At 60.8% G+C, this 15,893-nt stretch carries 17 protein-coding genes; 14 read left to right on the plus strand and 3 right to left on the minus strand.

All coding sequences use genetic code 11. From position 1 onward, the window contains the following. Window positions 1-97: 97 nt before the first annotated feature. Window positions 98-2,194, plus strand: coding sequence for a TonB-dependent siderophore receptor (locus ACLBW8_RS18325; protein WP_447805994.1), 2,097 nt, complete (start codon window positions 98-100; stop codon window positions 2,192-2,194). A 12-nt stretch (window positions 2,195-2,206) separates the two neighbouring features. Further along, window positions 2,207-2,926, plus strand: a complete 720-nt coding sequence (locus tag ACLBW8_RS18330; protein WP_064450626.1) for a DUF4198 domain-containing protein — start codon at window positions 2,207-2,209, stop codon at window positions 2,924-2,926. Between the two features lie 135 nt (window positions 2,927-3,061). On the opposite strand, the gene hemH is transcribed toward ACLBW8_RS18330, so the two are convergent. Together hemH and ACLBW8_RS18340 are read right to left on the minus strand one after the other, a co-directional pair. Further along, window positions 3,062-4,087 (minus strand): ferrochelatase, encoded by a 1,026-nt coding sequence (gene hemH / locus ACLBW8_RS18335; RefSeq protein WP_447805995.1) that lies wholly within the window; start codon window positions 4,085-4,087, stop codon window positions 3,062-3,064. A 14-nt stretch (window positions 4,088-4,101) separates the two neighbouring features. Beyond that, entirely contained in the window at window positions 4,102-5,001 is a 900-nt protein-coding gene (locus ACLBW8_RS18340; protein ID WP_447805996.1) for a TIGR01777 family oxidoreductase, read from the minus strand. Between the two features lie 211 nt (window positions 5,002-5,212). Here ACLBW8_RS18340 and ACLBW8_RS18345 point away from each other — a divergent pair, with 211 nt between their 5' ends. The 12 genes from ACLBW8_RS18345 to ACLBW8_RS18400 all read left to right on the plus strand — a co-directional run bounded on the left by ACLBW8_RS18345 (window position 5,213) and on the right by ACLBW8_RS18400 (window position 15,222). Continuing rightward, on the plus strand, window positions 5,213-6,199 hold the full coding sequence (locus ACLBW8_RS18345; protein ID WP_221293892.1) for an NAD(P)/FAD-dependent oxidoreductase: 987 nt from the start codon (window positions 5,213-5,215) through the stop codon (window positions 6,197-6,199). Then, on the plus strand, window positions 6,196-6,411 hold the full coding sequence (locus ACLBW8_RS18350; protein WP_447805997.1) for a TIGR02450 family Trp-rich protein: 216 nt from the start codon (window positions 6,196-6,198) through the stop codon (window positions 6,409-6,411). Before ACLBW8_RS18345 ends, ACLBW8_RS18350 begins: the two co-directional genes overlap by 4 nt. Window positions 6,412-6,523: 112 nt before the next feature. After that, window positions 6,524-7,483 carry a YbgA family protein gene (locus tag ACLBW8_RS18355; RefSeq protein ID WP_064450621.1) on the plus strand — a complete coding sequence of 320 codons (960 nt, stop codon included), beginning with the start codon at window positions 6,524-6,526 and terminating at the stop codon, window positions 7,481-7,483. A gap of 17 nt (window positions 7,484-7,500) precedes the next feature. Next, complete coding sequence (locus ACLBW8_RS18360) at window positions 7,501-8,430, plus strand: MerR family transcriptional regulator (protein WP_447805998.1); 930 nt, start codon at window positions 7,501-7,503, stop codon at window positions 8,428-8,430. Continuing rightward, complete coding sequence (phrB, locus tag ACLBW8_RS18365) at window positions 8,431-9,876, plus strand: deoxyribodipyrimidine photo-lyase (RefSeq protein ID WP_447805999.1); 1,446 nt, start codon at window positions 8,431-8,433, stop codon at window positions 9,874-9,876. It abuts the gene before it with no gap. Then, window positions 9,869-10,291 carry a nuclear transport factor 2 family protein gene (locus ACLBW8_RS18370; protein WP_064450618.1) on the plus strand — a complete coding sequence of 141 codons (423 nt, stop codon included), beginning with the start codon at window positions 9,869-9,871 and terminating at the stop codon, window positions 10,289-10,291. Before phrB ends, ACLBW8_RS18370 begins: the two co-directional genes overlap by 8 nt. After that, window positions 10,288-11,070, plus strand: coding sequence for an SDR family NAD(P)-dependent oxidoreductase (locus tag ACLBW8_RS18375; RefSeq protein WP_064450617.1), 783 nt, complete (start codon window positions 10,288-10,290; stop codon window positions 11,068-11,070). The genes ACLBW8_RS18370 and ACLBW8_RS18375 overlap by 4 nt, the downstream gene beginning before the upstream one ends. Next, window positions 11,067-12,314 carry an NAD(P)/FAD-dependent oxidoreductase gene (locus tag ACLBW8_RS18380; RefSeq protein WP_447806000.1) on the plus strand — a complete coding sequence of 416 codons (1,248 nt, stop codon included), beginning with the start codon at window positions 11,067-11,069 and terminating at the stop codon, window positions 12,312-12,314. Before ACLBW8_RS18375 ends, ACLBW8_RS18380 begins: the two co-directional genes overlap by 4 nt. After that, window positions 12,311-13,120 (plus strand): DUF1365 domain-containing protein, encoded by an 810-nt coding sequence (locus ACLBW8_RS18385; protein ID WP_064450615.1) that lies wholly within the window; start codon window positions 12,311-12,313, stop codon window positions 13,118-13,120. Before ACLBW8_RS18380 ends, ACLBW8_RS18385 begins: the two co-directional genes overlap by 4 nt. Continuing rightward, window positions 13,107-14,378, plus strand: coding sequence for a class I SAM-dependent methyltransferase (locus tag ACLBW8_RS18390; protein ID WP_447806001.1), 1,272 nt, complete (start codon window positions 13,107-13,109; stop codon window positions 14,376-14,378). Before ACLBW8_RS18385 ends, ACLBW8_RS18390 begins: the two co-directional genes overlap by 14 nt. Continuing rightward, complete coding sequence (locus tag ACLBW8_RS18395) at window positions 14,371-14,862, plus strand: DUF2878 domain-containing protein (protein ID WP_064450613.1); 492 nt, start codon at window positions 14,371-14,373, stop codon at window positions 14,860-14,862. The genes ACLBW8_RS18390 and ACLBW8_RS18395 overlap by 8 nt, the downstream gene beginning before the upstream one ends. Window positions 14,863-14,916: 54 nt before the next feature. After that, complete coding sequence (locus ACLBW8_RS18400; protein ID WP_016977069.1) at window positions 14,917-15,222, plus strand: YkgJ family cysteine cluster protein; 306 nt, start codon at window positions 14,917-14,919, stop codon at window positions 15,220-15,222. Between the two features lie 152 nt (window positions 15,223-15,374). Here the strand turns inward: ACLBW8_RS18400 and ACLBW8_RS18405 are convergent, their stop codons facing one another. Beyond that, entirely contained in the window at window positions 15,375-15,893 is a 519-nt protein-coding gene (locus tag ACLBW8_RS18405; RefSeq protein ID WP_064450612.1) for an acyloxyacyl hydrolase, read from the minus strand.

Raw genomic sequence — 15,893 nt, forward strand, 5'->3', positions numbered from 1 at the left:
GCCCGTTCACGGGCTCCTGTATCCTAATATTTCAAAAGAAATCCATTCTCATTGGGTATGTTATATTGTTTCAATATAGACATTGGAACGCTCTATCATGCCGTCTCAAAGATTTGCTCCCATGGCGGGCCTGGCCTTGGGTTTATTGCTCGACCCCGCTTACGCCGAAGACAACGCCGTTGAACTGGACACCATCAGCGTCACCAGCGACGACTATGAATCCGCCACCAGCCCCGTCAAAGGCTATCGCGCCACCCGTTCCGCCAGCGCGACAAAAACTGACACGGCCCTTCGCGACATCCCACAATCGATCAGCGTGATTCCCGCGACGGTGCTCAAAGACCTGGGCAGCACCCATGTGGAACGCGCCCTGGAATTTGCCGGTGGAGTGTCCAAGCAAAACAACTTCGGCGGCCTGACGCTTTACGAATACAGCGTGCGCGGCTTCACCACGTCGGAGTTCTATCAGGACGGTTTCAGCGCCAACCGTGGCTACCCAAGCACACCAGATGCGGCCAATATCGAACGCATTGAAGTGCTCAAAGGCCCCGCCGCCAGCCTGTATGGCCGCGGCGATCCCGGCGGCACCGTGAATATCGTCACCAAGAAACCGCAGCCGCAAGCCTTCACCACCGTGCAAACCAGCGCCGGCAGTTGGGACCGTTATCGCACAGCACTGGATGTGAACACCCCGCTCGACAGCGAAGGTCGCGTGCTGTCGCGCGTGAACCTGGCCGTGGAAGACGGCCACAGCTTCCGCGATCACGTAGACGCCAGGCGCGTGTTCGTCGCGCCCTCTTTCAGCTGGCAGTTGGACCCGGATACCAGCCTGCTGGTGGAAAGCGAATTCGTGCGCCACAGCTCTACCTTCGACCGAGGCATTGTCGCCAACCACGGCATGTCCCGCTCGACCTTCCTCGGCGAACCCAACGACGGCAACATCCGCAACCACAACAACCGCCTGCAAGCCACCCTGGAACATCACCTCAACGACGCCTGGAAACTGCGCCTCGCCAGCCACTACAAACAAGGCAGCCTGTGGGGCGACGCGTCGGAAAGCCGCGCGCTGAACGCCGATGGGCACACCGTCAACCGCCGCTACCGCGAACGTTCCACCGGGTGGCACGACAGCATCACCCAGCTGGAACTGCGCGGCCTTTTCGACATCGGCAGTTGGCAGCACGAACTGCTGATCGGCACCGAATACGAGGACTACCGCAAGAAGGAACGCGTGACGGCTATCGGCGGCAGCCTCTACCCCATCGATATCTATAAGCCGATCTATGGCCAACCCAAACCCGACGGCGCACGCTCCGGCACCGACTTCTTCGAACAGGTGAAGAGCCAGGCGCTGAACCTGCAAGACCAGGTCGTGTTCACCGACCGCCTGCGCGGCATGGTTGGCATGCGCTTTGAGCACTTTGAACAAAGCATCGACGACTTCACCCGCCACCCTGCCAAAAGCCGACAAACCCACAATGCCCTGACCCAACGCGCAGGATTGCTTTACCAACTCACACCGCACATCGGTGTATTCGCCAACGCCTCAACCTCGTTCAAACCGAACAATGGCCTGGATGCCGGCGGCAAATCCTTCAAGCCTGAAGAAGGTCTGGGTTATGAAGTCGGCATCAAGAGCGAGCTGTTCGACGACCGCCTGAGTGCCACCCTCGCCGCGTTCCATATCGAAAAGAAAAACGTCCTCGCACTCGACCCGGCCACCGACCTTGACCGCGCCATGGGCAAGGCCCGCAGCCAGGGTTTCGACCTGCAACTGGCCGGGCAAGTGACTGATGCCGTCAGACTCATCGGCGCCTTTGCCTACATCGACGCCGAAGTGACCAAGGGCGACAAAGCCATCCCCACGGGTAGCCGAATTCTCGGCGTGGCCAAACGCAGCGGCAGCCTGTTGGGGGTGTATGAATTCCAGAATGGTGCGTTGCGCGGCTCAGACGTGGGCGCGGCCTTCACCTATGTCGGCGATCGCTCCGGCGAGGCAGGTAGTCGTTTCAAACTGCCCGCCTACCACACCGTCGACCTGCTCGCCCATTACAAGGCCAGTGACAACGTCACCGTGGGCCTGAACCTCAACAACCTATTCGACGAAAAGTACTACGAGCGCTCCTACAGCAATTACTGGGTCAACCCCGGCGAGCCGCGCAACGTCACCGTCAGCCTGACCCTCAACCTGTAAAAGGACGTCTCCATGCAAGCCTTCAAATCCCTGGCCGTACTCGGCTTATTGTTTGCCAGCCAGGTCTCGGCCCACGGCCTGTGGACCGAACAACGACGCGGCAACATCGAGGTTATCTATGGCCACGGCGCGGAAGATAACGCCTTCAAGGCGCAGAAAATCAGCGGCGCCTGGGCCTATGACGCCAGCGGCAAGATGATCCCGGTGACCGTGGAGCGCCTAGCCGACCACGCGCGCCTGCAGCCGCTGAAATCGCCCGCCGTTTTAGCCGTCGCATTGGATAACGGGATGTGGTCGCAGACGGCGGACAAGAAGTGGATCAACCAGGGCCGCAGCAAAGTGCCCGGGGCGATTGAGTCGACCCAGACCTTCAAGTACAGCCTGGCGATTTACCAGCCGGGGGCGAAGTTGCCGAAGCTGGATCAGATCAAGCTGTTGATCCTGCCGGAAGTTGATCCGCTGACGGTAGGACCTGGCAGGTCACTGCCCGTGCGGGTGCTGCTGGATGGCAAGCCAGCGGCGGGGATCAAGCTGGTGGGCGACTATCGCAATGCGCCGAACACCCTGAGCACCGAGACCGACAAAGACGGGCGGGCCCAAGTGCTGGTGCGTAATGAAGGTTTGAATGTGATTGCCGCGCAAGTGGAGCTGCCGCTAAAAGACAATGCTGATGTGGCGACACGGGGGCTGTTCACCTCGCTGACCTTCCTCGGCGAACCCCACCACGAGTAAACACTACAAAACAATGTGGGAGCCGGGGCTTGCCCGCGATGGCGATTTGTCAGTCGATACTTCCAGTGGCTGATGCATCGCTATCGCGGGCAAGCCCGACTCCCACATTTGACTTCTACCGTTTCGACAATCTGATTACAGTGCCAACGGCGCTCTTTCACACAGTGTACTGAGCGCCGCTGCCCACTGCGGGTCGTCATTGAGGCAGGGCACCAACACCAACTCCTCGCCGCCCGCTTCGCGGAACTGCTCCAGGCCGCGGTCACCAATCTCTTCCAGCGTCTCAATGCAGTCCGCCACAAATGCCGGGCACATCACCAGCAACTTTTTCACGCCTTGTTGGGCCAGCGCTTCCAGACGTGCTTCGGTGTAGGGTTCAATCCACTTCGCCCGGCCCAGGCGCGACTGGAAGGCCACCGACCACTTGCCCTCCGGCAGCCCCATGCGCGCGGCAAAGTTACGCGCAACGCTGAAGCATTGCGCGCGATAACAAGTGGCAAGCACCTCGGGCGAGGCGTTCTTGCAGCAATCGGCATCCTTAAAGCAATGCCCGCCGGTAGGGTCGAGCTTTGTCAGATGACGCTCGGGCAGGCCGTGAAAACTCAGCAGTAAATGATCGTAATCCTGTTCCACATACGGCCGGACGCTCGCGACCAGCGCGTCGAGGTATTCCGGCTGATCGTAGAACGGTTGCAGGATCGAGAACTGCACCTTGAGCTTTTTATCGCGCACGACACGTTTGGCTTCTTCAATCACCGTGGTCACGGTGCTGTCGGCAAACTGCGGGTACAGCGGCGCCAGGGTGACTTTTTCGATGCCCTGGGCAGCCAGGCGCGTCAACGTGGTTTCAAGGGACGGCTCGCCGTAACGCATCGCCAGTTCCACCGGGCCCTGGGTCCACTGCGCCGTCATTTGCTGCTGCAGGCGACGGCTCAGTACAACCAGCGGCGAGCCCTCGTCCCACCAGATCGAGGCATAAGCATGCGCGGACTGCTCCGGACGCTTGATCAGGATCAGCGACACCAGCAAACGCCGCACCGGCCACGGCAGGTCGATCACATAAGGGTCCATCAGGAACTGATTGAGGTAGCTGCGCACATCGGCCACCGAAGTGGACGCCGGTGAACCCAGGTTGACCAGTAACAACGCGTGATCCGTCATGCAACATCCTATCTCTAGAGGCGGCTGGACAAGTCTTCCAGGGCCGCGTGCAACTCAGTGAACTGAAAAGTGAAACCGGCAGCCAGCAGCCGTTCGGGAACTGCCTTCTGCCCGCCCAGCAATAACCCGGACAGCTCGCCCAGCCCGACCTTCAATGCAAACGCCGGCATCGGCATGAACGCCGGGCGGTGCAACACCTGGCCCAGGGTCTTGGCGAACTCGCGGTTACGCACCGGGTGCGGAGCGCAAGCATTATAAGGACCGCTGGCGTCACCCTTGTGCAGAAGAAAATCAATCAGGGCGATTTGATCTTTGATATGTACCCACGGCATCCACTGCCGACCATCGCCGATAGGCCCGCCCAGCGCCAGTTTGAACGGCAGCAGCAGCCGTGACAAAAAGCCGCCCTGCGCCGCCAATACCAGGCCGGTGCGCACCAGCACCACGCGAACACCCAGGGATTCGGCGCGCAACGCGGTTTCTTCCCAAGCGATGCACAACTGGCTGGGGAAGTCGTCCAGCACCGGGCCACTGGCTTCGGTCAATTCGCGCTCGCCGCCGTCGCCATACCAGCCCACGGCTGAGCCGGAAATCAGCACCGCCGGCTTTTGCGCCAGGCCTTCCATCCACGCCAGCAGCGTTTCGGTGAGACTGATGCGACTGCTCCACAACAAGGCCTTGCGCTTTTTCGTCCACGGACGATCAGCGATGGGCGCGCCGGCCAGATTGACCACCGCATCCAGGGGACCTGTCACGTCCTGCAGGCGGCCTACACCCAACACCTCATCACCGCACCATTTGGCCACGGTGCCCGGTTCACGGCTCCAAACAGTCAGGCGATGCCCTTGGGCAAGCCAGTGCTGGCAGAGTTGGCGACCAATCAAGCCAGTACCGCCGGTCAGCAAAATATGCATGGGTTCCTCCTCATGTAACGTTTGCCGCCCATCGCTAGTCTATTTTATAAGCAGGGATTTTATGTAAGGGGGCGTTACGTTGGTTTAAGCCTCAGCTTTAACCATAGGTCACGCCACAAGAACAGGTACGCCAAAACTTATACCAAAAAACAATATTGTACAGCTATTGGTGTCGGCGTAGTCTGTACCCAACGGTAAAACGAGGCCTCCCATGACTGTTCCCATCGCGATCATCGGCACCGGCATCGCCGGTCTCTCCGCCGCCCGAGCGTTAAGAGACGCGGGGCACGCTGTACAACTCTTCGATAAAAGCCGTGGCAGTGGCGGCCGCATGTCCAGCAAGCGCAGCGATGCCGGCGCGCTGGACATGGGCGCGCAATATTTCACCGCCCGCGATCGGCGCTTCGTCAACGAAGTGCAACGCTGGCAAAGCAACGGCTGGGCTGAACAGTGGAAACCGCAGCTGTACAACTTCAAGTCCGGCCAGCTCACGCCCTCCCCCGATGAACAGATCCGCTGGGTCGGCACGCCGCGCATGAGCGCCATCACCCGCGCGCTGCTCGACGACTTGCCGGTGGAGTTCGGTTGCCGCATCACCGAAGTGTTCCAAGGCAAACAGCATTGGAACCTGCTGGACGCGGACGGTGGCAATCACGGCCCATTCAGCCATGTGGTCATCGCCACCCCGGCACCACAAGCCACCGCGCTGCTGGCCGCTGCGCCCAAGCTGGCGAGTGCTGCCGCCGGGGTGAAGATGGACCCGACCTGGGCGATTGCGCTGGCCTTCGACAAACCTTTGGATACACCGATGGAAGGCTGCTTCGTGCAAGACAGCCCCCTCGACTGGCTGGCGCGAAACCGCAGTAAACCTGGGCGCGACACCACCCTCGACACATGGGTACTGCACGCCACCAGTGCCTGGAGCAAGGCGCATCTGGACCTGCCCAAGGAAGCGGTGATCGAACATCTGCACGGTGCCTTCGCCGAATTACTGCACAGCGCCATGCCCGCACCGTCCTTCAGCCTGGCCCATCGCTGGCTCTACGCACGCCCTTCAAGCAGCCATGAGTTCGGTGTACTGGCCGATGCTGACCTGGGCTTGTATGTGTGTGGCGACTGGTGCCTGTCCGGCCGGGTCGAGGGCGCGTGGCTCAGCGGCCAGGAAGCCGCGCGACGTTTGATCGAGCACCTGCAATGAATCGCATCAACCCAGCCAAATTGCTGCTGTCGAAATGGACAGCAGCGCACCCACGCAACAAAGAGAAACACTTCTTGGTCACCGAACTGTTTCGTGATGAAGAAGGCACCGTGCTCGACATCGAACTGCAAGCCGTCATGACAGAGCGCACCGAACGCCTGGCCTGGCAAACCCTGCAAAATGCTGAAGTGTGGCGAATCGGCTGGAAATAGCCTGCCCGCAAAAACTTGTACAAAATAATTGACTTGTACAGCATCAAACCTATGATGAGATCCAGTTGTACAGGCTTAACTGTGTGTACAGGAATCTCGGAGAGGTTTGAACATGTCCAGCACTGGAAAACCGAAGATCGCCATCAGCGCCTGCCTGTTAGGCGAGAACGTGCGCTTCAACGGCGGACACAAACAATCCCTGCTGTGCAGCCAAACCCTGGCCGACTACTTCGAGTTTGTGCCGCTGTGCCCCGAAGTCGCAATCGGCCTGGGCATCCCCCGCGAACCGATCCGCCTGGTGGGCGACCCTGACCACCCGCAAGCCGTCGGCAGCGTGCGCCGTGAGCTCAATGTGACGCAGCCGTTGGACGATTACGGCCAGCAAATGGCTGCGGAACATACCGACCTGTGCGGCTACATCTTCATGCAAAAATCGCCCTCGTGCGGCCTGGAACGGGTCAAGGTCTACCGCGATAACGGTACGCCAGTAGAGGGCGGCGGGCGTGGCATTTACGCCCAGGCATTTTGTTTACGCCACCCCAACCTGCCGGTGGAAGAAGACGGTCGGCTGAATGACCCGGTATTGCGGGAAAACTTCCTGACCCGCGTATTCGTATATGCCAGCTGGCAACAGCTGCTGGCCGAAGGCCTGACGCGTCACCGCCTGCTGGCTTTTCACTCGCGCTACAAATACCTGCTGATGGCCCACAGCCCCGTGCATTACAAAAGCCTTGGCCACTTGCTGGGCAGCATGGGCAAGGGCATCAACCTTGATGAGTTGGCCGCCGGTTACTTCAGCGAACTGATGATCGGCCTGAAAAAATGCGCCACCCGGGGCACCCACTCCAATGTGCTGCAACACATCAGCGGCTACCTCAAGCAGGCCATCAGCGCCGACGACAAGCAGGAAATGCAAACGGTCATCGGCCAGTACCGCCACGGCATCGTGCCGCTGGTGGTGCCCCTTACTCTGCTCAAACACCACTTTCGCCAACACCCGGACCGCTACATCGCGCAGCAGGCCTACCTGCAACCGCACCCGGAAAACCTCAGCCTACGCAATGCGATCTAACCCATGAAAAGCACCTCATGAACGCTGCCCCGCAAGACGAACCTGGCGAAGACATCGCCCAAGCCCTCGAAGACGGCTGGCTGCCGATTCGTGAAGTGGCACGCCAGACCGGCGTCAACGCCGTTACGCTGCGCGCCTGGGAACGCCGCTACGGCTTGATCGTGCCCCAGCGCACGCCCAAAGGTCATCGGCTGTTCAGCGCCGAGCACGTGCAACGCATCCACACCATCCTCACCTGGCTTAACCGCGGCGTACCGGTCAGCCAGGTAAAAAACCTTATCGACACCGCCCAAATCAGCCCCGACACCGTCGAAAACGAATGGCACGCGTTGCGCCAGAACCTGGTGACCGCGATCAGCGACTTGGCCGAGCGCCGGGTCGACGACGCGTTCAACCAGGCCATGGCGCTCTACCCGCCACGTACCTTGTGCGAGCAATTGATGCTACCGCTGCTGCAAGAGCTCGAACAACGCTGGCAGGGCCAATTCGGCGCGCAGATGGAACGGGTGTTTTTCCTGTCATGGCTGCGCAGCAAGTTCGGCGCGCGGATCTACCACAACAATCGCCAACTGCAAGGCGCCCCGCTGCTGCTGGTCAACCACTCCGACCTGCCACTGGAGCCGCACCTGTGGCTCAGCGCGTGGCTCGCCAGCAGCGCCGATTGCCCAGTGGAAGTGTTCGACTGGCCTTTGCCGGCCGGTGAATTGGCATTGGCCGTGGAACACCTGCAACCGCGTGCCGTGCTGCTGTACTCGAGCAAGGCCCTGCACCTGCCTTCACTCCCGAAACTGCTGGGCGGCGTCAGTTGCACAACATTGATTGCCGGACCAACGGTATGCATCCACCAGGCCGAGTTAGCCGTATTAACCCGTGACACCCCTGAATTGTTCGTGGCCGAAGACCCGTTGTCGGCCCATCAGATACTGATCCAGCGTGGACTTCTTTAAATGCATTTGATCTGGCTGCGCACCGACCTGCGCCTGAACGACAACACCGCCCTGGCCGCCGCGAGCCAGCGAGGCCCGGTCGTTGCCGTGTACCTGATCAGCCCCGAACAATGGCTGGCCCACGATGACGCGCCCTGCAAAGTCGACTTTTGGCTGCGCAACCTGCAGCACCTGAGCCAGGCGCTCGGCGCATTGAACATTCCCTTGCTGATCCGCACCGCCGCGACCTGGGACCAGGCCCCCGCCGTGCTGAGCACGCTGTGCCGGGAACTGTCGATTGAGTCAGTGCACGTCAACGAGGAATACGGCATCCACGAGAGCCGCCGCGATGCCGCCGTAGCCAAAGCCCTGGAAGCCGACGGCGTGACGTTCCACCCTTATCTGGACCAGCTGTTTTTCCAACCCGGCAGTGTGTTGACCAAAACCGGCACCTACTTCCAGGTCTTCAGCCAGTTCCGCAAAGTCTGCTACAGCCGCCTGCACAGCGCCCTCCCGCGCCTGGTAGCAACGCCAAAAGCCCAAGCCAAAACGCACGTAAAAAGCGACCCCGTCCCCACGCAGGTTGAAGGGTTCCAGCCACCCAGCGAAACCTTGCGGGCGCTCTGGCCCGCCGGTGAGGACGAAGCCAGACGCCGTCTCGACGCTTTCGCCGACCAGCAGATCAGCTACTACAAGGACGAACGCGACTTTCCGGCCAAACCCGGCACCAGCCAGCTTTCCGCCTACCTCGCTGCCGGTGTGGTTTCACCGCGACAGTGCCTGCATGCCGCCTTGCAGACCAACCAGGGCGAGTTCGAAAGTGGCGATGTGGGCACGATCACCTGGATCAACGAGCTGCTATGGCGCGAGTTCTACAAACATATCCTGGTCGGCTATCCAAGGGTCTCGCGCCATCGCGCCTTCCGTCCCGAAACCGAAGCGGTGGCCTGGCGCGACGCGCCCAAAGACCTCGCCGCCTGGCAGGAAGCGCGCACCGGCCTGCCGATCATCGACGCTGCCATGCGCCAATTGCTGGAAACCGGCTGGATGCACAACCGCCTGCGCATGGTGGTAGCGATGTTCCTGACCAAGAACCTGCTGATCGACTGGCGCGAGGGCGAGCGTTTTTTCATGCGTCACCTGATCGACGGCGACCTGGCGGCCAACAACGGTGGCTGGCAGTGGAGCTCATCCACCGGCACCGACTCGGCGCCCTATTTCCGAATTTTCAGCCCGCTGAGCCAGTCGGAAAAATTCGACAGTGAAGGCGTGTTCATCAAGCACTGGCTACCCGAACTGGCCGCGCTGAATAAAAAGGAAGTGCACAACCCCGAGGCCGTCGGCGGCCTGTTCGGTGTGGCGCACTACCCGCGCGCGATTGTAGACCTGAAGCAATCCCGTGAACGGGCCTTGGCCGCTTTCCGCAGCCTGCCCTCGCGCGAAGCGGTCGGAGGTTTACATGAGTGACTTCCTGCCCCGGTTCGCCCAGGCCTTTGCGACGCTGGACAAGCACAACCTGCACCTGCTCGACGGCCTGTACAGCAAGGACATCGCCTTTACCGACCCGCTGCATGAAGTGCATGGCTTACCGGCGATGCACCGCTACTTCGCCGAGCTGTACAGCAATGTCAGCCAGCTGCGTTTCGACTTTCACGGCTTCGACCAAGTGGCCGAAGGCGAAGGCTACTTGCGCTGGAAAATGAGTTTTTGCCACCCGCGGCTGAACCGCGGAAAAGTGATACGCGTGGAAGGCTGCTCACACCTGATGTGGCGCGACAAGGTGTACCGCCATCGTGACTATTTCGATGCCGGTGCCTTGCTCTATGAACACCTGCCAATACTCGGCCCCGCAGTCCGTTGGCTGAAAAGGAGAATGGGATGAGCCTGACACCGCCCCGCCGATATTGGCTGACCGGCGCCAGCAGTGGCATCGGTGCCTCGCTGGCCGTGGAGTTGCTCAACAGCGGCGCCCACGTAGCCCTCAGCTCGCGCACAAAAGGCCCGCTGGAAGCACTCGCCCAACGTTATCCAGGACAAGTGCTGGTGGTGGCCGGCGACCTGACCAACAGCCAGACCGTGCGCGAGATTGGCGAGCACATCAGCGTGGTTTGGGGCTCACTGGACACGGTGATCCTCAACGCCGGCACCTGTGAATACGTGGACGCCCGGCAGTTTGACGCCTCCATCGTCGAGCACGTGGTGCGCACCAACCTGCTGGCAAGCGCTTATTGCATTGAAGCCGCGCTGCCACTGTTACGCGCCGGGCAATCACCGCACCTGGTGGGCGTGGCCAGCGCCGTGACTTACCTGCCGATGCCACGTGCCGAAGCCTATGGCGCGTCCAAGGCCGGGCTGCGCTACCTGTTCGAATCCCTGCGCATCAGCCTGTCGTCCGAGAACATCGACGTCACGGTCATCAGCCCGGGTTTCGTCGACACACCGCTGACCGAGCGCAACGATTTCCCGATGCCCTTGAGCTGGTCAGCCGACAAGGCCGCGAAACATATCTTTGCCAAGCTGGGCAAACGCCCGCTGGAAATCGCCTTTCCCGCGCTGTTTATCGCCACCCTGTGGCCGCTGTCGAAGCTGCCCAACCGCGTCCAACTGATCATCGGCAAACGCATGCTGCGCAGCCCTCCGCCGCAGAAGGACAGACTGTGAAGATCGCCATTATCGGCAGCGGCATCGCCGGGCTGACCAGCGCGTACCTGCTCAGCCGCCGCCATGACATCAGCCTGTTCGAAGCGGGCGAGCGGATCGGCGGGCATACCCACACGGTCAACGTCACCGTGGAGGGCAAAAGCTATGCGGTGGACACCGGCTTTATCGTGTTCAACGACTGGACCTACCCCAACTTCATCCGCCTGCTTGGGCAGATCGGTGTGAAGTTCAAGCCCACCGAGATGAGCTTTTCGGTGTGTGACCAGAATGCCGGGTTCGAGTACAACGGCAACAACCTCAACAGCCTGTTTGCGCAACGGCGCAATATTCTGTCGCCTGGGTTCTGGGGCATGTTGCGCGACATTTTGCGCTTCAACCGCCAAGCGCCGCTGGACCTGCAAGAGCAGCGGATCAGCGCGCACATGACCCTCGGCGACTACCTCGAAGCCGGCGGTTACGGCCCGCGGTTTATCCGGCATTACATCGTGCCGATGGGCGCGGCGATCTGGTCGATGTCCCTGGCCGACATGCTGGGGTTTCCGCTGCAATTCTTTGTGCGTTTCTTCAAGAACCACGGCTTGCTGTCGATCAGCAACCGGCCACAGTGGTGCGTGATCGAAGGGGGCTCCAGCAGCTACATCGAGCCGCTGACACGCAGTTTTCGCGAGCAGATCCGCCTCAATTGCCCTGTGCATAAAGTAGAACGCACAGACGACGGCGTGGTTATCCACAGCCCTGCCGGCAGCGAAACATTTGATCGCGTGGTGTTCGCCTGTCACAGCGATCAGGCCCTGGCCATGCTGGCCGACCCGAGCCAGGCCGAACAAGAGATCCTCGGCGCATTGCCCTACGCCGACAATGATGTGGTGCTGCACACCGACACGCGCCTGCTGCCGGACCGCAAACTGGCCTGGGCCAGCTGGAATTACCGGCTAACCGGCAATGCGCAAACCCAGGCCGCCGTCACCTACGACATGAACATCCTGCAAGGTATCGACAGCACCACCACCTTCTGCGTCAGCCTGAACCAGACGCCGATGATCAACCCGCTGAAAATCCTCGCGCGCTACACCTACGCCCACCCGCAATACAGCCTTGCCGCTGTGGACGCCCAAGGGCGCTGGGAAGAATTGCTCGGCGCGCGCAATACGTTTTATTGCGGCGCTTACTGGGCCAACGGTTTCCATGAAGACGGCGTGGTCAGCGCATTGCGCGTGGCCCAAGCCTTTGGAGAAACCCTGTGAACAGCGCCCTGTACAGCGGCTGGATCGCCCATCGCCGGTTTGCGCCCAAGGCCCATGCCTTTCGCTACCGCATCGGCCTGCTGTACCTGGATTTAAGCGAACAAGACGAAGTGCTCGGCTTGTCACCGCTGGCCGGCACCAGCTGGCTAGCGCCCTTCGGCTTTCGCCAGCAGGATTACCTGCGTGAATTTACCCGCCACGGCATGAGCTTGAGCGATGCCGTGCGCCAGGAAGTCGGCAAGGCCTTGGGGCGTACACCCCAGGGCGTTATCTGCCTGCTGACCCAGGCCCGCAGTTGGGGCCTGGCTTTTAACCCGGTGAGTTTCTTCTACTGTTTCGAGGCCGATGGCCAACTGGCCGCGATCCTGTGTGAAGTGACCAACACCCCATGGCGCGAGCGCTATCACTACGTGCTGCCGGCCCAGGCCCTCGGCGCGGATGAACATCAGCACTTCGCCGTGGCCAAGGCCTTCCATGTCTCGCCGTTTTTGCCGCGCGACCTGGAATACCGCATGAGCTTCAGCCCGCCCGCCGCCAAGCTCGGCGTGCACATGGCCGATTGGCAAGGCGAGTTGAAAGTCTTCGACGCCACCTTGAGCCTGCACAAAGAAGCGCTCAACCGCGCCAGCCTGCATCGCTACCTGTGGCGCTTTCCGTGGATGACCGCCAAAACCTGCCTCGCCATTTACTGGCAGGCCATGCGCCTATTGCTCAAACGAACACCGATTTTTCCCCATCAGGCCGCCGATGGCGCCTCTCGCACCGCAGTCGGGTACACCAAGGATCGCCGCCATGAAATCCCCTAGCTTATCGGTCAAAACCAACCGCCTGAACGTCAACGGCATGACCAGCGCGCTGCTGCGCAAGGCGGTGCTGCGTCAACTCAGCCAGCTGCGCCACGGCCAGTTGGTGGTGATCGAGGACGGCGAACGCCAAGTGTTCGGCGCACGCGAAGCGCACCTGCTGGGGGAAATCCAGATCCTCGATTCGGCGGTATGGGGCCTGGTGGCGGCCAACGGTTCGATAGGCGCCGGCGAGGCGTTTATCCACGGTTACTGGACCACGCCGGACCTGACTTCGGTGGTGCGCGTGATGGTGAGTAACCTGGAGGTGCTCGACGCCATGGAAGGCGGGCTGGCGCGCCTGGCACGGCCGTTCACCCAAGGCCTGCACTGGCTCAACCGCAATACACGCAAAGGCTCACAGAAAAACATCGCCGCCCACTACGACCTGGGCAACGACCTGTTCGAAGAATTCCTCGACCCGACCATGATGTATTCGGCCGCGCAATTTCTGACGCCCGACGACACCCTGGAACAGGCGCAACTGAACAAGCTGGAACGCATCTGCCAGAAGCTTGCGCTCAAACCCACTGACCATTTGCTGGAAATCGGCACCGGCTGGGGCAGCATGGCGTTGTACGCGGCGCAGCATTATGGCTGCAAAGTCACCACCACAACCTTGTCCAAAGAACAGTTTGCCTACACCGAAAAACGCATCGAGGCCTTGGGGCTCAAGGACCAGGTGACCCTGTTGTTGCAGGATTACCGCGACCTGACCGGCCAGTACGACAAGCTGGTGTCCATCGAGATGATCGAAGCGGTGGGCCATCGCTTCCTGCCGACCTACTTCAAACAGTGCGCGCACTTGCTCAAGAACGACGGGTTGATGTTGCTGCAAGCCATCACTATTCGTGAACAGCGCTTCGAGCAGGCCAAGAACAGCGTCGACTTCATCCAGCGCTATATTTTCCCCGGTGGCGCCCTGCCCTGTGTGCAGAACATGCTGCACATCGTCAGCCGCGACACCGACATGAACCTGCTGCACATGGAGGACTTCGGCCTGCACTACGCGAGAACCTTGCGCCTGTGGCATGAGAACTTTCGTCGCGCCCATGGCCGCCTCGCAGAGCTGGGCTACGATGAGTACTTCCTGCGCTTGTGGGAATTCTATTTGTGCTATTGCGAAGGCGGATTCATGGAACGAACAATTGGCACCGCGCAACTGCTGCTGGCCAAGCCGGCGGCCATCAACCCGCCATTGCTCGGGCGTTTCAGTGCTTAAACCGCTGGCGAATGCCGTGCTGTTCCAGTGCGGCTGGTTTGCCTGCGTACTGGGCGGTGACAGCCGATGGCTGCTGGTAGCGGGCGCAGTGCTGGCCATCCACCTGCTGTGGATAAGTGCATGGTCTGCGGAGGGGCAAGTGATCCTCGCCGTGACCCTGCTGGGCACCGTCATCGACACCTCGCTGCGCACCTTTGGCGTCTTTCACTTCAGCTTTCCGGGGCCACTGATACCTTTTTGGCTGGTGCTGCTGTGGGCATTGCTGGCGACCACGCTGCGCCATTGCCTGGCCTGGAGCGCGCAGCCCTGGTGGCGCGCCAGCTTATTAGGTGCGATGGGCGGGCCGTTGTCTTATTACGCCGGCAGCCAATTGGCCGGTGTGAGTTTCGGGTACGGCACTGTGCCGACCATGATCGGCCTGGGCCTGCTTTGGGCGATCCTGTTCCCGGTGATGCACTGGATCGCACGGCAACTCGGGCACTGACGTCCGTCAGTGCAATCACACGCTGTTGATGCGCTTGCCTTACACTGCGCGCCTATGACTAACATCCCGCACACTCAAATCACCGAACCCGCCGTCACCTGCTCGACGTGCGCGGCCTGTTGCTGCCAGCTGGAAGTCATGCTGATCACCGACACGGGCGTGCCGGAGCGTTATATCGATACCGACGATTGGGGCGGCGAAGTGATGCTGCGCCTGGATGACGGCTGGTGCGCGGCGCTGGATCGGGACACGATGATGTGCACGATTTACGAGCGACGCCCGCTGATCTGTCGCGAATTCGAGATGGGCGCACCGGAGTGCTTGACCGAGCGCGAAGGGATTGCGACGGCTTACCGCTGAACCTGAGACCGATGAAAATCAAAATGTGGGAGCGGGCTTGCTCGCGAAGGCAGAGTGTCAGTCACCGAAGAATTGACTGATATACCGCTTTCGCGAGCAAGCCCGCTCCCACATTTAATTTTGCGCCGGTCTGAAAAGTCGTCTCTAACGCATTACAACGCCAACGTGTAGTGCAACGAATAGCTTTCTACCCCGTCGTTATTGCTGCTGATACCCGCGTTGGAATAGTGCGTGGCGCGGATGCCCACTTCATGCCCACCGGCAAAGCGCAAACCAAAGCCCAGGCGGTCTTCGAACTGGAAGGCCTGGCCGATGTTGTTGTCTTCGACCCGCGTACGTGAGAACACGGCCACGCCGATCCCCGCCTCGATATAGGGTTTGACCGACTGACCGGCAAACTCGTACACAAATACCGGCGAGAATGACAGGCTGCTCACACTGGCGCGCTTGTCGCCATCCCAATACGTGTAGGCGCCGCTCCAATAGCCCGTCAGTCGGCCGGTATCGCTCTGCCACCAGCTCTTATCCCAATCCGACGTCAGCCCAAGTCGATAGGTCATGGTCGACTCACTGGTGCTCCCCACACCCAATTCCAGGCCGGCAGCCTGCGCCGAAACCGAGTGCCCTACCACCACGGCCGCAATCGCAGCCAAACAGAACAAGCGCTTCAT

The organism is Pseudomonas sp. M5A4_2d (assembly GCF_053345295.1).